The 19,363-nt window shown below is 61.3% G+C and carries 11 protein-coding genes; 6 read left to right on the top strand and 5 right to left on the bottom strand.

Annotated features, from left to right (window positions below):
- The first annotated feature begins 85 nt into the window (after positions 1 to 85).
- The 3 genes from glgA (at position 86) to DXD56_RS00895 (ending at position 6,485) form a co-directional block, all read left to right on the top strand.
- Entirely contained in the window at positions 86 to 2,434 is a 2,349-nt protein-coding gene (gene glgA / locus DXD56_RS00905; RefSeq protein ID WP_199411517.1) for a glycogen synthase GlgA, read from the top strand.
- Positions 2,435 to 2,863: 429 nt separating this feature from the next.
- On the top strand, positions 2,864 to 6,160 hold the full coding sequence (locus tag DXD56_RS00900; RefSeq protein ID WP_117639439.1) for a 4-alpha-glucanotransferase: 3,297 nt from the start codon (positions 2,864 to 2,866) through the stop codon (positions 6,158 to 6,160).
- Between the two features lie 88 nt (positions 6,161 to 6,248).
- On the top strand, positions 6,249 to 6,485 hold the full coding sequence (locus DXD56_RS00895) for an FmdB family zinc ribbon protein (protein ID WP_117639437.1): 237 nt from the start codon (positions 6,249 to 6,251) through the stop codon (positions 6,483 to 6,485).
- A 141-nt stretch (positions 6,486 to 6,626) separates the two neighbouring features.
- On the opposite strand, the gene DXD56_RS00890 is transcribed toward DXD56_RS00895, so the two are convergent.
- The 5 genes from DXD56_RS00890 to gltX all read right to left on the bottom strand — a co-directional run bounded on the left by DXD56_RS00890 (position 6,627) and on the right by gltX (position 13,932).
- Positions 6,627 to 8,027: an RsmB/NOP family class I SAM-dependent RNA methyltransferase gene (locus DXD56_RS00890; protein WP_117639435.1), complete on the bottom strand. Its 1,401-nt coding sequence runs from the start codon at positions 8,025 to 8,027 to the stop codon at positions 6,627 to 6,629.
- Entirely contained in the window at positions 8,024 to 8,944 is a 921-nt protein-coding gene (fmt, locus tag DXD56_RS00885) for a methionyl-tRNA formyltransferase (RefSeq protein ID WP_117639433.1), read from the bottom strand. The genes DXD56_RS00890 and fmt overlap by 4 nt, the downstream gene beginning before the upstream one ends.
- 363 nt (positions 8,945 to 9,307) lie before the next feature.
- Positions 9,308 to 9,844, bottom strand: coding sequence for a peptide deformylase (def, locus tag DXD56_RS00880; protein ID WP_117639431.1), 537 nt, complete (start codon positions 9,842 to 9,844; stop codon positions 9,308 to 9,310).
- Between the two features lie 18 nt (positions 9,845 to 9,862).
- A complete protein-coding gene (gene priA, locus DXD56_RS00875; protein WP_117639429.1) occupies positions 9,863 to 12,316 on the bottom strand; it encodes a primosomal protein N' in 2,454 nt (817 codons plus the stop codon).
- A 140-nt stretch (positions 12,317 to 12,456) separates the two neighbouring features.
- On the bottom strand, positions 12,457 to 13,932 hold the full coding sequence (gene gltX / locus DXD56_RS00870; protein WP_117639427.1) for a glutamate--tRNA ligase: 1,476 nt from the start codon (positions 13,930 to 13,932) through the stop codon (positions 12,457 to 12,459).
- Positions 13,933 to 14,216: 284 nt separating this feature from the next.
- Here gltX and metK point away from each other — a divergent pair, with 284 nt between their 5' ends.
- The 3 genes from metK (at position 14,217) to DXD56_RS00855 (ending at position 19,282) form a co-directional block, all read left to right on the top strand.
- Positions 14,217 to 15,497, top strand: a complete 1,281-nt coding sequence (metK, locus tag DXD56_RS00865; RefSeq protein ID WP_117639425.1) for a methionine adenosyltransferase — start codon at positions 14,217 to 14,219, stop codon at positions 15,495 to 15,497.
- A gap of 312 nt (positions 15,498 to 15,809) precedes the next feature.
- Positions 15,810 to 17,417, top strand: coding sequence for an L-serine ammonia-lyase, iron-sulfur-dependent, subunit alpha (gene sdaAA / locus DXD56_RS00860; protein WP_117639423.1), 1,608 nt, complete (start codon positions 15,810 to 15,812; stop codon positions 17,415 to 17,417).
- 149 nt (positions 17,418 to 17,566) lie between these two features.
- A complete protein-coding gene (locus DXD56_RS00855; protein WP_158549255.1) occupies positions 17,567 to 19,282 on the top strand; it encodes a L,D-transpeptidase in 1,716 nt (571 codons plus the stop codon).
- Positions 19,283 to 19,363: the final 81 nt, after the last annotated feature.

The raw sequence follows: 19,363 nt of genomic DNA, 5'->3' as shown, positions 1-19,363 counted from the left end.
GCACCGCAACATCGCTCGTAACATGTAGAATAGCCGCCCGGTTAGCGCCAGGCGGCTATTCTCGAATTGCAACATGGGAGACAATATGGCAGATTCCAGCAAAAAGATGCAGATCGTGTTTGCCTCGGCCGAGTGCGCACCGTTTGTTAAGACCGGTGGCCTGGGCGACGTGGCGGGCTCGCTGCCTGCGGCGCTTGTGCGCGCCGGCGCCGAGGTTATCGTGATGGTGCCCAAGTACGCAACCATCAAGGACGAGTACAAGGCGCAGATGGAGCACTTCTCCGACTTTTACGTGAGCCTGGGCTGGCGCAACGAGTACTGCGGGCTCGAGAAGCTCGAGCACGACGGCGTCACCTATATGTTCATCGACAACGAGCGCTACTTTGCGCGCGACTATCCGTACGGCTTCTTTGATGACGGCGAGCGCTTTGCGTTCTTCTCCAAGGCCATCACCGAGAGTCTACAGCACCTGCCGGCCGGTTTTGAGTGTGACATCCTGCACTGCAATGACTGGCAGACGGCACTAGCGCCCGTGTTCTTGCGCGAGTTCTACCAGGGCCTTCCGCTGTACGACCGCGTCAAGACCGTGTTCTCGATCCACAACGTGGCGTTCCAGGGCCAGTTTAGCGACACTGTGATGGAAGACATCCTGGGCGTGGCGCATATTCCGGCGGCCGCCTCGCAGCTGCGTTGCGACGCCTGCAGCATCAACTACATGCTGGGCGCGCTGCGCTATGCCGATGCCATCACCACGGTGAGCCCCACCTATGCCAACGAGATCCAGACGCCCGAGTTTGGCGAGGGCCTGGACGGCGTGCTGCGCGAGCGCTCCTATGCGCTGCAGGGCATTTTGAACGGCATTGACGTGGCGGGCTTTGACCCGGCGACCGACAAGCGCATTGCCGCCAACTACACCGTCGAGGACCGTTCCGGCAAGGCCGTGTGCAAGGCCAAGCTGCAGGAAGAGCTGGGGCTCGAGGTTCGCGACGACCGTCCGTTCATGGTGATGGTCACGCGCTTGACGCGCCAGAAGGGCATGGACCTGGTTATGTACGCGCTCGACCGAATTTTGGCCGGCGGCGTTCAGGTGGCCGTGCTGGGCACCGGCGACCGCGACTACGAGGACGGCCTGCGCTACTTCCAGGACAAGTACCCCGGCACCATGGCCGCGCGCATCGAGTTTGATCCGGCGCTGTCGCAGCGCATGTATGCCGCCGCCGATATGTTCCTGATGCCTTCGAAGTTTGAGCCCTGCGGCCTGTCGCAGATCATCGCCATGCGCTACGGCACCCTGCCGATTGTTCGCGAGACCGGCGGTCTGAAGGACACGGTGATCCCGTATAACGAGTTTACCGGCGAGGGCACGGGCTTCTCGTTTAGTAACTTTAACGGCGACGAGATGGGCGACGCCGTGTTCCGCGCGGCGCGCCTGTTCTGGGACAACCGCGATGCCTGGAACCAGCTGGTCACGCAGGCCATGAGCCAGGACTTTAGCTGGACGCGCTCGGCCGACAAGTATCTGGACCTGTACTTCTTTATGCACCCAGAGATTGAGAGGCCGGCGGCGCCGGTTGAGGCGGCGGTGGCTGACGAGGAGCCCGCGCCTGTCGAGGAGCCTGTCGTAGCTGAGGCTGCCGCACCTGTTGAGGAGCCTAAGGTCGAGGAGCCTGTCGCTGCTGAGGAGACCAAGGCCGAGGCGAAGCCCGCTGCTGATGCCGAGGTTAAGCCCGCTGCGAAGCCTGCCGCTAAGAAGACGACGGCCCGCAAGACGACGGCTAAGAAGACCACGGCGAGCAAGTCTACAACTGCGAGCAAGACCTCTGCAGCCAAGACCACTGTCACTAAGGCCACCGCCGCAAAGACGGCTACAGCCAAGGCAACGACCACGCGCAAGCGCACCACCGCAGCTGTCAAGAAGGCCACCGAGGCCGAGGTCGTTCCCGAGGTAAAGGCCGAGACCGCTGCAGCCGAGGTTAAGCCCGCGGCAAAAGCTCCGGCCAAGGCCGCTGCCAAGAAGACGACCGCCAAGAAGACCACGGCTACGAAGTCGACGACCAAGAAGGCCGCCACGACCAAGGCAGCCGCTAAGCCGGCCGCCAAAGTCGAGGAGACGCCCGCTGCGCCTAAGGCTGAGGAAGCTGTCGAGGCTAAGCCGGCCGCCAAGACCACCACGCGCAAGCGAGCTACGACGACGGTCAAAAAGGCCACGGCCAAGACCGCTGCTCCCAAGGCAGAGGCTAAGGTCGAGGAAAAGCCCGCAATAAAGGCCGAGCCGGAACCGAAGGCCGCCGAGGTCAAGACCGCTCCGAAGGCTACGGCAAAGACTGAGCCCGCCAAGGAGGCCTCGGTCTCCCCCGCCGCTCCCACTGAGGAAAAGGCTCCTACCAAGAAGACCTCCGTCCGCAAGGCAACGGCCGCCCGCAAGCGCCGGTAATCCGGACGATTAAAACTTAATCCTCGACGCAAAAGAGGGCGCCCCAACCAGGCGCCCTCTTCTTTGTTGAACTTCGTATTAAAAAGAGGGCCGGTTTACTACGACAAAATGGCTCCGGCCGATCACAACGAGCAATCTACGAAATTGCCAATGCTTTTACCTGCGGTTTTAATATCACCAAATTGACTGTGGTTGAGATCATTCAATTTATCGTAGTAAACCGGGGTACTTTTGGTTGGCTACAAATAGTATCGGTATGTGCGTTTTCGAATGCCGCGATAATTTGGATGGTAAAACGATTTTCTAGGACAACCGTTCGCCGATAATGAGCGGCTGTAGTTTATACAACTAAAGTGCAACGATATACTTAAGTACCGTGCGTTAAGCCCATGGCCCGTTGGCCATGACTGTATAGAACTGGACCGTACTATGAGATTGATTCACAACAGCCGCCTGCCGCAGTTTCGCACTCCGTTTGGCGCTGTGACCACTGGAACTTCCGTTGCACTCTCGGTGATTTTGGAGGATGCCGATCCCAACCAGGCAACGCTTACGCTGCGCACCTGGGTCGATGAGATCGGTGAGTCTCGGTATCCCATGACGCACGAGGGCGACGGCATATTTACCGTAGAGTTTGAGTGCACCGAGCCCTGTCTTATCTGGTACAGCTTTATCTGCAATATCGAGGGCCAACCCGAGGTTCGCTTGGGCGCGCCGCAAGGCCGCACCGGCGGCGAGGGCGTAACCTACGACTACGCCGAGGTCCCGTCCTTCCAGATTACCGTCTACAAGCACCGCGAAATTCGTCCCGAGTGGTACGAGCGTGGCATGGTTTACCAGATCTTCCCCGACCGCTATGCACGCGACGAAAACTGGCGCGAGCGCACGCTGACCGAAGTCGAAAAGCCTCGCAACGGAATCCAGCGCCGCATGGTCGAGGACTGGAATGAACCGCCCGAGTACGAGCGTGCCGAAGACGGCTCCATCAGGACCTGGGATTTTTACGGCGGCTCGCTCAAGGGGATCCAAAATGACCTGCCCCGCATTGCCGAGCTGGGCTTTACAGCCATCTACCTCAACCCCATCTTTGAGGCCGCGAGCAACCACCGCTACGACACGGCCGATTACACTAAGATCGACCCGATCCTGGGCACCGAGCAGGACTTTACGGAGCTGTGCGAGGCAGCCGAGAAGCTCGGCATTTCCATTATTCTGGACGGCGTCTTCAACCACACGGGCGACGACTCTATCTATTTCAACCGCTACGGCAACTACCCCGGCGTGGGCGCGTGGCAGAGCGAGGATTCGCCGTGGCGCGATGCGTTTTATTTCCACGAGGACGGCTCGTACGACTGCTGGTGGGGCGTGGGCAACATGCCCGCCATCAATGAGAGCTCCGAGCTGGTACGCGAGCGGCTCCTGGGCAAGGACGGCGTGATCCGCAAATGGCTGCGCGCCGGTGCCCATGGTTGGCGCCTGGACGTCGCTGACGAGCTTTCCGACGACTTCCTGGCCGAGATTAAGAAGGCCGTACTTGCCGAAAAGCCTGACGCGTTGTTGCTCGGCGAAGTCTGGGAAGACGCCTCCAACAAGATTAGCTATGGCCATCTGCGTCGTTACCTGCAGGGCTCCGAGCTGGACTCTGCTATGGATTACCCTTTCCGCGACATGGTCATCGGCTTTTTGATGGGCTACAAGAACGCCTACCAAGCAGCCGAGGATATCGAAACCCTGCGCGAGAACTACCCGAGCGAGGCATTGTCCTGCGCGCTCAATCTGCTTTCGAGCCACGACCGCCCGCGTATCATCTCGGTGCTCGGCGGCGGCCCCGACGAGTCGCAGCTGCCCGAGCGCGAGCGCAGCAAGTGGCGACTGGACGAGAGCTCGATGGGCCTGGCCAAGAGCCGTTTTTGGCTTGCAACGCTCATGCAGATGACCTTCCCCGGCGTGCCTTCGATCTACTACGGCGACGAATACGGCCTGGAGGGCCTTACCGATCCGGGCAACCGCCGCACTCTGCCGACCAAGGACCAACTGCACGACTTCGACACGCTGGCTATTGTCAAGAACGCCTCCGCCGTACGCCGCGCACTGCCGTTTATGATCGACGGCGAGATTAAGGCCTTCGCGCTCAACGATGAGGTGCTGGCCTACAACCGCACGGGCAAGGATGGCGAGTCCGCGACGGTTATCATCAACCGCAGTCTGCGCAATTCGCACCGCGTGACGATTCCGGCGCTCGGCGAATGCGCGAGTGACGTCATCAGCGGTCACGAGTGCGAGATCCACAACGGTACGGTCACGCTCGATCTGTATCCGCTGGGCTCGTCGATCATCTATCACCATGCCGAGCAGCGCCTGCAGGAGCCGCTCGATCACGACGCGGGCGTCGTGTGCCACATCACCTCGGTGCCGACCGATGACGGCAAGCCCGGCACGATCGGCGCACCCACGCGTCGCTTTATCGACCATCTGTCCGCTATGGGCATGCGCTACTGGCAGGTCCTGCCTGTCAACCCGACGGACTTCTTCCGCTCCCCTTACGCTGGGCCTTCGGCCTTTGCGGGCAATGTTGACCTGCTGCCCGAGAGCCAAGTGGAACTGGCGGCCGACTTTGAGACTTGGAAGGCCCGTGGCGGCGAGGATGCAGACCCGCTCTACACGGCGTTTAAACATCGCAACGCCGATTGGCTCGAGAAGTACTGCGTCTACATGGCCGTCAAGAAGTACTTTGAAGGTGAATCGCGTCACGATTGGCCGGCCGATGTCGCGCGCTACAACGAGCATCTGATTGACGACAAGCGTTTCCACGACGAGGCAGAGCTGCAGGCGTACATGCAGTACCGCTTTGACCTTGCCTGGTGCGAGCTCATGAACTATGCGCACAAGAAGGGCATCGAGGTTATCGGCGACATTCCTATGTACGTTTCGGACGATTCGGCCGATGCGTGGAGCGAACCCGAGAACTTCTGGTTGTCCGATACCGGTAAGGCAATCGAGATCTCCGGTGCACCGCCCGACAACTTTGCGCCCGAGGGCCAGGTGTGGGGCAACCCGACGTTCCGCTGGGGTCATATGAAGGAGAACGGCTACCGCTGGTGGATGGACCGTCTGCGTCGCGCGTTCTCACTCTACGACCGTGTGCGCCTGGACCACTTCCTGGGATTCCACAGCTACTTTAGCATTCCCGCAGGCAAGGCCTGCGCCGACGGCCGCTGGCTGGCGGGTCCGGGCAAGGATCTGTTCCAGACTGCCTATGACGAGCTGGGGCCGCTCAACTTTATCGCCGAGGACCTAGGCTACCTGACGCCCGGTGTTCGCGCCTTGGCTTCGACCTGCGGCTTCCCCGGCATGGACGTGCTGGAGTTTAGCGATTACGACGTCCGCTGCGGTGTGCATCCCACGCCGGGCAAGATTCTGTATACCTCGACGCACGACACGTCGACGCTCACCGGTTGGTGCACACGCTCCTTTGCGGGCGGCGACGAGCCGAGCGGTGTTGAGGTGGCGGCCAAGCTGATGAGCGACGCGCTGGCAAGCGACGCTCCCCTGGTGATGATGCCGCTGCAGGATGTTCTGGGGCTTAGCGACGACGCGCGCATGAACGTGCCGGGTGTCGCCACGGGCAACTGGACCTGGCAGGCCGATGAGGCCGACGTTGCGGCCGCCGAGGGCAAAACTGCACAGCTCCTGCGCAACACCCATAGATTCTGGGGCGAAGCGTGATAAAACCCCCGATATAGGGTACAGTTACAGCTGTTTGAATTTATGCGGGCAGAGCGATCTGCCCGCTTTGTGCTGAAAAGGAAGTATTATGGCGCGCTACGATTATAAGTGCTCGAGCTGCGGCAACGTGTTTGAGATTGAGCATCCCATGTCCGAGACCCCCGAGGTCCTATGCCCGAGCTGCGGTGCCCCGGCGGTCAAGACGTTCTCGGCCAGCGGTATTAAATTTGAGGGCAGCGGTTTCTACAACACCGACCAGCGAAGCGGCGGCGCCAGCACCAGCGCCACCAGCGGCTGCTGCGCCAACTGCCCTCACAGCCACTAGAAACCGAACAGCCCCGCGACCGACACCGATCGCGGGGCTGATTCTTTAGCTACCCAGGTTTCCTTATGAGTTGCGGTGAAATAAGGACTGTTTGGCAGGTAAAAGCCGCTATTCAATCCCTATTTCACCGCAACTTAGTCGTTACTTGCGGACCAGGCGGGCGCAGAAGTGGCCGTCGCAGGAGTCGGCGTTTACCGGCACGCTTTGGAAGAGGCCTCGTTCGTTCTGGCGTACGGATATGAGCTTCTTAGCCTGATCGAACTCGGGGAGTTGCAGGATCTGCGCCTCGGAGAGCGGCGCCACGGTAAAGCCGGCGCCCTCGGGAGAGGCCAGGAAGGCATCCACGACCTGCGTGTTCTCCTCATCAAAGACCGAGCAGGTGGCATAGATAAGCTCACCGCCGGCAGCCACGCGCGCGGCGGCTTCCTTGAGCATCGTCAGCTGCAGTTTGGGCAGCTCAACCGCCACATCCTTTTCGGTCAGGCGCCACGGGATCTCAGGATGACGACGCATGGTTCCGGTGCCAGAGCACGGTGCATCGATAAAGACCGTGTCGAACGTAACCGGCTTGCCAAGCATGGCATCAAACGATGTGAGCACCTCATCAAGCTCGCACGCATCACCCGAAACCGTACGAACGCCCTGAATACCGGCCTTATGCAGGCGAGCGAGATTCAGATCGCACTTGCGATCATGAAGATCAAGCGCCGTATGCTGACGCTCATATCCCGCACGCTTGGCCTGGCACATCATCACATAGGTCTTGGTGCCACGACCGGCACCAATCTCAAGGCAGCTTCCAGGACGCGTGGCAGCTGTGGCGATAAGCTGCGCGTTGAGATCAGACGCCACGGCCGCAGCGCGCTCAAACACGCCCGATGCAACCGTGACCTGCGCATCGACCGGGGCATGGCAGCCCGGGAACACAGGCGCGACGAGCTGCGAGATATACGGATCGGACTTGGTCGCAAAGGCGTTCTCATGCAGGGCCAGCGGCGCGGGCGCCAGATTGCCCGCAAAGTTGAGCGCGCCCTCGGGCGTATCGAACGAAGCCATAATGCGAGCGCACAGCCAGCGCGGCAGGCCCATCAGGCGAGATAGGCGAACCAAGCGGCGCTCGGACTCATCGGCATCGGCTGCGGTGGCAAAGTCCTCAACATTGTCAGCAACCTTATGCAACACGGCGTTCGCCAGACCGGCAGCCGACTTAGCGCCGCTGCGAACCAGCTCAACACCCTGACTTACGGCAACGCGGCCAGGCGTATGCAGATAGAGCATCTCGAAGGCCGAGATACGAAGCGCCATTCGAACACGCGGTGCAACCTTTTTGGGTTTATCGAGAAACTGGTCGAGCAGCTCATCCAAAATGCCCTGTGTGGCGGCAACGCCCAGCGCCAAGCGGGCGGCAAATGCAGAATCGCGCTGGTCGATGGCCTTGGCCGTAGCGCGAGCAGAGAGCACGTCACGCGCATACATGCCGCGGCGATCGGCTTCCATCAGCACATCGAGCGCAAGCTTGCGCGCGGGAGACAGCTTGCTCATGACAATACACCCCAGATAAGATCGGCACCCTGCAGGCCAGCAGCCCAAGCAGAAGCAGACATAGCACGCTTGCCGTCAGGCTTAACCTCGAGCAGCTCAACCGAGCCATCAGAAAGGCCAAGGTAAACACGCTTAGCCTGAACGAGAACCTGACCCTCGCCGAGCGACACATCAGCCGCCGCAGCATCGAGCACACGCACGGTCTTGCCGGCAATCAAGCAACGAGCAGGCGCGGTATCGGACGAGGCCAGCACATGACGCACGCAATCAAGCGCCTCCATTTGCGGATCCAGGCGCATCTCCTGCTTAGAAATCTTGGCAGCATGGGTAACAAGCGACTCATCTTGTTCAGTCCAAACGGCGGTGCCATCGGCAAGAGAAGGAAGCGTATCGGCAAGCAGTTTGCCGCCAAGCTCACCAAGCTCCATGGTCAAAGCCTCGGCATGCTTACCGGCAACCGACGTAGACGCCTGGGCACAATAAGCGCCGGTATCAACGCCATGTCCAATACGCATAATAGAAACGCCAGCAACCTCATCACCAGCGAGAATCGCACGCTGAATAGGAGCAGCCCCACGCCAGCGAGGCAGCAAGGACGCATGAACATTCACAATACCAAGCGGCGCCATATGCAGCACCTCATCAGGCAAAATGCAGCCATAGGCAGCCACGCAGAAAATATCGGCTTGCGCAGCTTGAAACGCCTCAACAACCTCAGGCGTCATACGATTAGCCTCAACAACCGGCAGGCCAAGCTCAAGCGCCTTGGCCTTAACAGGAGACGGCTCAAGCTTCTTACCACGCCCACGAACAGCATCGGGACGAGTAATTACGAGCGCAATCTCGTTCCCAGCCTCGACGAGCGAAACCAAAGAAGGCACCGCAAAATCGGGCGTACCCATAAACACAATACGCATAAAACTATGTCTCCCCTCAAATCGAGCCGAGACGGCTACAAACAACAGCGGAAAGCCAAGTACCCAGCCCATCCGCAATAACAATTCAACAAGAACAAATATACCCAAAACCAAAGAAAGAGCCGCAATAAAAGCAGCTCTTCCAACAAAGCAATTATCAGCGAAGACGCCCCTCCCTGGCCCAACGGCACCCGGGCGAAAAGGAGCACGAAAACGCAGTCCCCTTCCGCCGCAGGGCTTAGGTTATTGCTCCACGCGCAGTTCCGCACGAGCCGAAGAGCACTTAATGTGCTCTTCGTGCGAGCAGGACTGTTTGAGCATGGAGCAATAACCTAAGCCCTGCGGCGGAAGGGGGCGGACGACTTACTCCGTCTCGCCCGGTCGAGCGCCGCGGGCCAGGGCGTCCTGGTACTCCTTGACGGCCTTGAGCCTCTGCATCGGCTTAAGGCGCTCGAACATGGTGTTGCCGTGCAGGTGATCAATCTCGTGCTGCAGGCACACGCAGAACAGGTCGCCCGTAGCCTCGTAGCGAATCAGGTTTGCGTCCAAGTCGTACGCCTCGACGACGACATGGTCGGGACGCTCGATCTCGCAGCTAATGCCAGGGATGGACAGGCAGCCCTCGCTAAACGGCACCAGATGGTCGCTCTGCTCCACGATCACGGGGTTGATGAGCACGTACGGGTCATAGTCGTTCTTGTCGGTGTAGTCGCAGTCGATGGTGACGAGCTGAATGAGTTCGCCGATCTGCGGGGCAGCCAGACCGCAGCCGCCGTTCTCGAACATCATCTTCTTCATCTTCTCGGCAAGCGCCTCGATCGCCGGGGTAATCTCCTCGATGACGGCGCACACCTGGCGCAGACGAGGGTCGGGCGACAGTACGATTCCGTTGGCTTCCATGGCCATCCTTTCGGGTTGTTACATCAAATCATAGGCGTCGACGTCAACGCTCACGCTCACGCCGCGCACAGAGCCCACCTCTTTGAGGCAGGCGTCGATATCATCAGAGACATGGTACCCCACGGGCGACTTCACAACCAGATGGAAGCGGTAACGGTCCTTGGCTCTCTCGATTACACACGAAGCCGGACCCAGCACCTGCGGCATGGCACTCCCCGCCCGCAAAAAATCGGGCGCGGCGGCATGCCAGCGGCGCTTAAGAAGCTTTGCGATGCGCCCGATATAATCCTGCGCATCGTCGCGGTTTGCAGACCACACCAAAATGTTAACCAGGCGCACGAACGGCGGATACAGTGCGTCGCGGCGCTGGTCCAGGTCGCAGTCGGTAAAGATCGAGCGATCGTGCTCGGCGACGGCGCGGATGACCGGGTCATCGGGCAGGTAGGTCTGGATGATGACCTCGCCGGGGCGATCGCCGCGGCCGGCGCGGCCCGCAACCTGCTCCAGCAAATCGTAGGCGCGCTCCCCTGCGCGGAAGTCCGGCAGCTTGAGGGCAAAGTCGGCATTGACCACGCCCACGAGCGTGACCTCGGGAAAGTCGAGACCCTTTGCGATCATTTGGGTGCCCAGCAACACGGCGCAATCGGCCGCATCGAACTGCTCGAGCAGTTTTTTGTGCGCATCCTTGCCGCGCGTGGAATCGGCATCCATGCGGATGATGGCGACGTCCTCGGGCAGCATCTGGTGCAGTGCGTCCTCGATCTGCTGCGTGCCCAGCCCCATTTTTGCCAGGTAGCGACTGCCACATTTGGGGCAACGACTCGTGGGCGCGGGATACGGCTGCACGCGCCAGGAGGATCCGCATGTGTGACATTGCAGCGTGTGCGTGCGCTCGTGATACGTAAGCGCGGTGGAGCAGTGGTTGCAGGTGGGAACGCAGCCGCACTCGCGACACATCAGGAACGGCGCAAAGCCACGGCGGTTATGCAGCAGCACGGCCTTCTCGCGGTGCTCTACAACGCGCTCCAAACCTTCCATCAGCGGTTTAGAGAACATTGAACGGCTACCGTGCGAAAACTCGCGGCGCAGGTCGGCAATGCGGACCTCGGGCAGCACGGCGTGTCCCGGGCGCTCGGGCATCTCGACGCGCGTCCAAGTGGTGCCGTTATACGTTCCACGGCGGCAGTGGTCGAGGGCCTCGGCCGAGGGCGTGGCGGAGCCCAACACGAGCGGGCAGCGGTAGCGCCGCGCCATCTCGGCCGCCACCTCGCGCGCGTGGTAGCGCGGACTGGACCCCTGCTTGTAGCTGGTCTCGTGCTCCTCGTCAATGATGATGAGGCCCAGGTCGCCAAGCGGGCAAAAGAGCGCCGAACGTGCGCCGACGACCACGCGGGCCGCACCGCTGGCAACCATATCCCACTGGTCCAGGCGCTCGCCGGCCGAAAGCCGCGAATGGAACACGGCGACCGTCTCGCCAAAGCGCGAACGGAAGCGGCCGACGGTCTGGGCCGTCAGCGAAATCTCGGGCACCAGCACGCAGGCAGAGCGACCGGCTGCGAGCACGCGCTCGATGGCGGAGAGGTAGACCTCGGTTTTGCCTGAGCCGGTGACGCCGTCTACCAGCACCACGTCGCCATGAGCGTCCAGACGGGCACGCTCGATCTGAGCAAGTGCTTGCTGCTGGCCACTGGTAAGGGAGACCGGCGCTTTGCCGCTTGCCGAGGACAGCGTGGTCTGCTCGCCGCAGCCACGCCAGGCGCGGCGCTCTTCCACCACCACAACGCCGCGTTTTTCGAGCGCCTTGATGGTCGCCGACATGCTGTTATAGAGAAGGTTGAGGTCGCGCGTCGTGACCGGTCCGCACTGGAGCGCCTCGATGAGTTGGCGCTGGCGGACCGCGGTCTTGGGTGGCGTGTAGTCAAAGCCTTCGGGCGTAAGCATCACCCAGCGGTTTTGGATGGGTTTGACGGCTGGACGTTCAACCGTCCACACGCCGTCGTCGCCCTTGACCACACGCGGGCTGCCGCCCGGTGGCAAAAGCAGGCGCAGGCACTCGGAAAGCGTCGCGACGTACTCGCGGCTCATCCAGCGCGCAATGCGGGCAGCCTCGGCGGTAAAGAGCGGTTTGCTGAGGATAGCTTCGACAGGCTTGATGCGCGAAAGGTCAAGGGCGTTGTTGCCTTGCAGGTCGCCCAGCTCGGGCGCAATATCGACGATGTAGCCTGCGGCGGCACGGTTGCCAAAGTGGACCAGGACCGTCGATCCGACCTGGGCCTCGTTGGCAAGGGACTCAGGAATGCCGTAAGCGAACGGTTCGGACAGCGCACGGGTGGGGATATCGAGAACCACGCACGAGTAGGCGGCAATGGGCTCAGGTACAGGATCGGGCTTGGCCGAGGCAGCAGCGGATGCCGGTGCCGCCGGAGACTCCTCCGGTTCCGGTGAACCAAACAGCGACAGTTGTTGAGCCATACACCACCTCTAACGAACGGACCTGAAAGGGGTGGGACAAACACCACTGATTATTTTGTCCCAGCAACCCACTCATCGGTACAGAAACAAGAGCCCCGCTCGGGGTGAACGGGGCTCGGATACAAACGTTTGCGCAGCGACTACAGCGCCATCGTGCGGGCGCGGTCGATACGCGCCAGACAGTCGTCGCGGCCGACGAGCGCCATGGTCTCGCCCAGCGGGGGGCTCACCATGTTGCCGCAGACGGCGACGCGCACGGCCTGGAACACCACGCGCTTCTTGAGGTCCATCTGCTCGGGCAGCGGCTCAAGCGCGGCGTCGATGGCCTCGGCAGTCCACTTGTCCACGCCCTCGAGCGCGGCCTTGGCGGCGTCCAGAATGGAACCCATACCCTCCTTGGCCAGGCCCTTGTTAACGGATTTCTCGTCATACTCGAGCGTCTCGGCCGTGGCAAAGATGGGAGCGGCGACAGTCACGGCTTCGGCCGGCATCTTGGTGCGCGGCTTGACGATGGCGGCAAGCGCATCGATCCAATCCTCGCCGTACTCGACGTTACCCTCGATGAGACCCGCCTCGTGCAGCTCGGGAACCATGATCTCGTCGGCAAACTGGGCATCGGACATGCCGTTGATGTACTCGGCATTGACCCAGTCGAGCTTCTTGGGGTCAAAGGTCGCCGGGTTCTTGGAGATGCGGTCGAGCGAGAACTTGCTAGCAAGAACATCGCGCGGGATGATCGTGGTCTCGCCGTCGAGCGACCAGCCAAGCAGCGCCAGGTAGTTGACGAAGGCGTCGGAAAGGTAACCGGCGTCGCGGTACTCCTCCACCGAAGTTGCGCCGTGGCGCTTAGAGAGCTTCTTACCGTCGGCGCCCAGGATCATGGAGATGTGGGCGAACGTGGGCACGGGCGCGCCGAGGGCCTCGTAGACCATGACCTGGCGCGGGGTGTTGGACAGGTGGTCGTCGCCGCGGATGACATGGGTGATCTTCATCATGGCGTCGTCGACGACGGTCGCGAAGTTGTACGTGGGCGTGCCATCGGAGCGGAAGATGACAAAGTCGTCGAGCTCCTTGGCGTCGAAGGTCACCTCGCCGTGAACGGCGTCGTGGATGACGACGTCGCCGCGGTCCTCGGGCACCTTGATGCGCAGGACGTAGGACTCGCCGGCCTCGATGCGGCGGCGGGCCTCCTCGGGATCAAGATCGCGGCAACGACGCTGATAGCCCTGGAAGGGGTCCTTGCGCTCCTGCGCGGCCTTGCGGTCGGCGTCGAGCTGCTCCTTGGTGCAGAAGCAGGGATAGGCCTTGCCCTCGTCCCAAAGTTTCTGGGCGGCCTGCTTGTACAGGTCCAGGCGCTCGGTCTGGGCATAGGGGCCATAGTCGCCGCCCACCTCGGGACCCTCGTCCCAATCCAGGCCCAGCCAACGCATGGCGCGCAGGATGATCTGCGTATTCTCGTCGGTGGAACGGGTGGGATCGGTGTCGTCGATGCGCAGGATGAACGTGCCGCCGTTAGCACGGGCGAAAGCCCAGTTATAGATAGCGGTGCGGGCGCCGCCGATGTGCAGCTTGCCCGTCGGTGAGGGTGCAAAGCGGACGCGAACGTCTGATGCCATGGAAATCTCCTCGATTGCAGGATGGATGTCTAACCGCATCAGTATAAAGCAACAAAGCAACCTCCGCACAAAGGGCACCGACCTGCTCATTGGGGACAGACTTAAAATGACCATTCTTTGGGCAACCTGTCGGCGCTTAGGTAAGGCTGATTATTTAAGTCTGTCCCCAATGAGTAGGTGCGGAAAGGGTGTGAATGTTTGATTTACGCGCTATGATGTGCCCTTACATAGAGAGCCCGGCGGAATGGTAACGGTCGCTGGGACACGTTTTTGAAAGGACAATCATGTCAGAAGAACTTCGTTCCATCCCACCCCAACACGGGTCCTTTGTTTTTACGTCGGAGTCGGTGACCGAAGGTCATCCCGATAAGATCGCTGATCAGATCAGTGACGCCGTCCTCGACGCAATCCTCGCCAAAGAAATAGAGCTGCAGGAGCAGGGCTATATTGCGCCCAACGGTGTGCCCGCCAACGTGGAGAACGTCCGCTGCGCCTGCGAGACCCTCGTGACCACCGGCACGGTCATCGTCGCCGGCGAGATTCGCACCCAGGCCTACGTCGACGTACAGGAAATCGCCCGCGGCGTCATCCGCCGCATTGGCTACAACCGCGCCAAGTTCGGTTTTGACTGCGACACCTGCGGCGTTATGAGCCTCATCCACGAGCAGTCGCCCGATATCGCCCAGGGCGTTGACGAGTCCTTCGAGACCCAGACCGGCGCTACCACCGACCCGATCGACCTGATCGGCGCCGGCGACCAGGGCATGATGTTCGGTTATGCCTCCAACGAGACCAAGACCCTCATGCCCATGCCGCACTACCTGGCGAGCCGCCTGGCCGAGCGCCTGGCTGCCGTGCGCCATGACGGAACCCTGCCCTACCTGCGCCCCGACGGCAAGACCCAGGTCACGGTGCGCTACGAGGAAGGCAAGCCCGTGGAGGTCACGACCATCGTCATCTCCACGCAGCACGCCGCCGAGATTGAGGACATGGGCAAGATCAAGGCCGACCTCATCGAACACGTCATCACCCCGGTCATGGCCGCCGAGAACATGCCGTGGGACAACGCGGACATCTACGTGAACCCCACCGGTCGCTTTGTCGTGGGCGGCCCCATGGGCGACACGGGCCTCACCGGCCGCAAGATCATCGTCGACACCTACGGCGGCTACGGCCGTCACGGCGGCGGCGCCTTTAGCGGCAAGGACTGCACCAAGGTTGACCGCTCCGCCGCGTATGCCGCGCGCTGGGTCGCCAAGAACGTGGTCGCCGCCGGCCTGGCCGACCGCTGCGAAGTCGAGCTTGCCTACGCCATCGGCGTTTCCAAGCCCCTCTCAATCATGGTCGACACCTTCGGTACCGCGCATGTTGCCGAGGACAAGATCGTCGAGGCCGTCGAGAAGACCTTCGACCTGCGCCCGGGCGCAATCATCCGCGACCTAGACCTGCGTCGCCCCATCTACGAAAAGACGGCAGCCTACGGTCACTTCGGCCGCGAAGACGCCGACTTCACCTGGGAGAAAACCGACCGAGTCGATGAACTCAAAGCAGCCTGCGGCCTATAAATAGGTTCACAGAGCCCAGACAGCAAAGCATTAGAACCAAAAGAAGTACCGGCCCCAACCGGTACTTCTTTTTATTTACACGGTGGTGTGAATATTTCGATGCGCAATGAACAGCACGTCCCCAGCTGATGAATTTTGACATCCAGCCACTCCAACCATGTATCCTAAGTTCCGAGGGCTTTGGTATTTGGTCGATCGCGAGTTCCGCACGAGCCGGAGGCCACTTAATGTGGCCTCCGTGCGAGCCAGGACTGTAGAGCAGGCGACCAAATACCAAAGCCCTCGGAACGACGGGATAGAACAGGAGCGCATATGGCAGGCAAGCCGCAAACACTAGCTACGACCTCGGCATTCGAGATCCTGGGGCCCGTCATGGTCGGCCCCAGCTCATCGCACACCGCCGGCGCCCTGCGCTGCGCACAAGTTGCCGCCAGCCTGTTGGAAGGCCGCATCACCAAGGTCACCTTTGGCCTGTGGAACTCCTTTGCCCACACCTACCGCGGCCACGGCACCGATCGTGCACTCGTCGCGGGCATCCTAGGCCTCGACACCGATGATGAAAACATCAAGCAGGCCTTCAACCTCGCACGCGAGCAGGGCCTCGAATATCACTTTGAAATTAAGGGCGACGACGCCTCCATCCACCCCAACACCGTCGACATCGACATGGTCGACGACACGGGCGCCACGGCACAGGTCCGCGGTGAAAGCCTGGGCGGCGGCAAGATGCGCATCAGCCGCATTAACGGCGTCGGCGTCGACATCTCGGGCATGTACTCCACGCTCTTCGTGGCGCACCAGGATGTTCCCGGCGTGCTCGCCGCGCTCACGAACCTGCTCGCCTACGTACACGTGAACATCGCCTTCTGCCGCACCTACCGCACCGAGGTGGGCGGCCAGGCCTACTCCGTCTTTGAGACCGACGGCGCACCCGACGACACCGTCGTCCCTATGCTGCGCAAGCTCGACAATGTCGATTACGCGACCTTTATCGAGCTCCCCGGTTCTGCCTCATCGCTCTCCCCCGGCGTCTCAGCAAAGGAAATCTTCGACGACGGCGAGCAGCTGCTCGATGCGTGCGAGGAACGGGGACTCAGCATCGGCGCCGTCATGGCCCTGCGCGAGGCGCGTCTGACCGGCGAGGCCCACGCCGTCGCTGCCATGCGCCGCGTGCTCGACGTCATGTGCGAGGAGACCACGGCCCCTATCGTCAATCCGCAGCGCTCGCTCGGCGGGCTTATCGGCGGCGAGGCCAAGCTTGTCGATGCCACCGGCCGCAACGACCTGAGCTCCAATTTAATGGGCGCCGTCCAGACTGACGCCGTGGCCCGCGCCATGGCCGTGCTCGAGCGCTCGGCCACGATGGGCGTAATCGTCGCAGCTCCGACGGCAGGATCCGCGGGCGTCGTCCCCGGCTGTGTGCTGGCACTCGCCGACCACCTGCAGCTCGACGACGAGCAGGTGATGGACGCGCTCTACTGCGCAGCCGCCATCGGCCTCAACCTCACCACGAGCGCCTGCGTCGCCGGCGCCGAGGGCGGCTGCCAGGCCGAGGTGGGAAGCGCCGCCGCCATGGCTGCCGCCGCGCTGGTGCAGATGCTCGGAGGCACGCCCGAGCAGGCGCTCGACGCCAGTTCCATCGCGCTGAGTAACCTGCTGGGCCTCGTTTGTGACCCCGTCGGTGGCCTCGTGGAGGTGCCCTGCCAAAACCGCAATGCCATCGGCGTGGCAGCGGCCTTTAGCTCGGCACAACTCGCCCTCGCCGGCATTAAGAGCCTGGTGCCGTTTGACCAGATGGCACATGTCATGCTCTCAGTGGGCCACGCGTTGCCGGCCACGCTGCGCGAGACGGCAAAGGGCGGCATCGCGCAGGCTCCGGCCGCACTTTCGGCCTGCGCAAAATGCGGTGTGTGCGGATAGCAACAAAGGACGACTCAAAGGTGGGACAAATGTCCCACCTCTTTTGAATGCCACCGTTTCCGTACCACAAACAGCAGGGCAATCGCTATAATGCAAGCCCAGTAAAAGCACGATGAGCCGCAAGGCGAAATTCGAAGGATATGCATACGATGTCGCAAAACGATCGAACTCAACTGATTCCCGATCCGCAGCAGCCGAGCAGGCACACCGGTGGCGTTCAGTCGCCGCGTCCTATCGCGCCGAGTCACGGTCAGCAGCGTGGTGCGGCAAACGCTTCCCAACGCCCGAACCAGCAACGTCAGCAGCGCCAGGCAAACGGCAATGCGCCCAAGCAGCCCCCCACGCACGCTCAGGGCGATCGCGGCCCCGCGCGCAAACCCGCCGAGAACAATAAGTCGGGCAAAAAGACGACGCTCTTTGTCGTCCTGGGTCTTATCGTCATTGTCTATATCGTAGGCGTCGTAGCGTTTTCCCAGCTAGCCTACCCCAACACCACCATCGCCGGCGTCGACGTCTCGTTCTCCAACGCTTCGTCTGCCGCCACCAAGGTCAACTCGGCATGGAAGCACTATAAGCTCACCGTGACAGGCGATGACTTTAGCTGGACGTATCAGCCCGAGTCCGATGAGCCCATCGTCGACGGCGAAGCTGCCGCAAAAGAGATCATCAGCCACAACGAAGCCTTTGTATGGCCGGTCCGCCTTGTGGAATCCTTAAGCGGAAAGACCAAAACAACCGCTACCTCCAACGAAGTCGATCTTGATCAAGACGTCGACCTGTCCATGCTCTCCGACACTTTTGACCAAAAGAAGTTTGAGAAGGATCTGGGCGCCGCCATCGACGAGTTTAACGAGGGGCGTTCGGGCACGTTCGAGGCCAATAGCTCCTATGACGAGCAGGCCGGCAAGTTTACCGTCGAGAAGGCGCGCTCCAACGAAAAACTCAACCGCGAGCATGTCATTAAGTATGCCGAGCTCGAGCTTGCCTCGCTGGCCGAGACCGTAGATCTTTCCAAGCTCGGCAACGATGCCTATGAGCCACTCAATGGAACGCTGACCGATGATCAGATTCAGGCCGCATGCGATGCCGCCAACAACTTCTTGGGCGTCAACGTGACCCTCAAGCTCAACGGCGAGGATGCCGGCAAGGTTGATGGCAGCTCCGTGTTGCAGTGGATCAGCTTTGCCGATCCGGCCAACCCCACGCTCGATACGTCGCAGATCAGCAGCTGGGCAGCCGAGCTTGCCAACGGCTTTAATACCGTGGGCTCCACTCGCTGGTGGACGCGCGCCGATGGCAAGCAGTGCGCCGTCGAAGGCGGCGACTTTGGTTGGTCCATCGACAGCAGCTCGCTCGCCAAGCAGGTCGAAGACGCCATTAACAACAAGCAGACCGGCGAAATCGAGATCAAGTACTCCCAGAAGGCCGACACCTTTACCGCAAAGGGAGAGCCCGACTGGAAGGCATACATCGATGTCGATCTGTCCGAGCAGCACGCGCGCTACTACGACGAGAGCGGCAATATCGTGTGGGAGGCCAACTTTATCTCGGGAAAGCCGGGCGAGGACGCCACGCCCGAGGGCGTCTGGCAGATCAACAGCAACGACGGCGCCAGCAAACTCATCGGTGCCAAGGACCCCGAGACCGGCAAGCCCAAATACGAAAGCCCGGTTAGCTACTGGATGCCGTTTGAGGGCAACATGATCGGCTTCCACGATGCCACCTGGCAAAACGACAAGAGCTTCGATAACGCCGAGTCGTACAAGTGGTGCGGCAGCCACGGTTGCATCAACCTGCGCCTGGCCGACGCCAAGGCACTTCACGACTGCATCAAAGTCGGCCTGTGCGTGGTTGTCCACTCGTAGTGCAACGCGCGCATTCCTACAACGTGGAGCCGCTGCGACCAATCTAACAGTTCCGAAAGAATCCGCCATATGCGCCCGCCT

Source organism: Collinsella sp. TM06-3 (assembly GCF_003436395.1).
In the GTDB taxonomy this organism is placed as follows: domain Bacteria; phylum Actinomycetota; class Coriobacteriia; order Coriobacteriales; family Coriobacteriaceae; genus Collinsella.
Note: the sequence above shows the minus strand (reverse complement) of the source record. Positions and strands in the feature narration are given on the sequence as shown.

Excerpts from the sequence above, each read along its gene's own strand:
- fmt (WP_117639433.1), bottom strand. The coding sequence starts at position 8,944 with ATGCGTATTGTGTTTATGGGTACGCCCGATTTTGCGGTGCCTTCTTTG.
- def (WP_117639431.1), bottom strand. The coding sequence starts at position 9,844 with ATGGAAGCCAACGGAATCGTACTGTCGCCCGACCCTCGTCTGCGCCAG.
- metK (WP_117639425.1), top strand. The coding sequence starts at position 14,217 with ATGTCAGAAGAACTTCGTTCCATCCCACCCCAACACGGGTCCTTTGTT.
- sdaAA (WP_117639423.1), top strand. The coding sequence starts at position 15,810 with ATGGCAGGCAAGCCGCAAACACTAGCTACGACCTCGGCATTCGAGATC.
- priA (WP_117639429.1), bottom strand. The coding sequence starts at position 12,316 with ATGGCTCAACAACTGTCGCTGTTTGGTTCACCGGAACCGGAGGAGTCT.
- glgA (WP_199411517.1), top strand. The coding sequence starts at position 86 with ATGGCAGATTCCAGCAAAAAGATGCAGATCGTGTTTGCCTCGGCCGAG.
- DXD56_RS00890 (WP_117639435.1), bottom strand. The coding sequence starts at position 8,027 with ATGAGCAAGCTGTCTCCCGCGCGCAAGCTTGCGCTCGATGTGCTGATG.
- DXD56_RS00900 (WP_117639439.1), top strand. The coding sequence starts at position 2,864 with ATGAGATTGATTCACAACAGCCGCCTGCCGCAGTTTCGCACTCCGTTT.
- gltX (WP_117639427.1), bottom strand. The coding sequence starts at position 13,932 with ATGGCATCAGACGTTCGCGTCCGCTTTGCACCCTCACCGACGGGCAAG.
- DXD56_RS00855 (WP_158549255.1), top strand. The coding sequence starts at position 17,567 with ATGTCGCAAAACGATCGAACTCAACTGATTCCCGATCCGCAGCAGCCG.
- DXD56_RS00895 (WP_117639437.1), top strand. The coding sequence starts at position 6,249 with ATGGCGCGCTACGATTATAAGTGCTCGAGCTGCGGCAACGTGTTTGAG.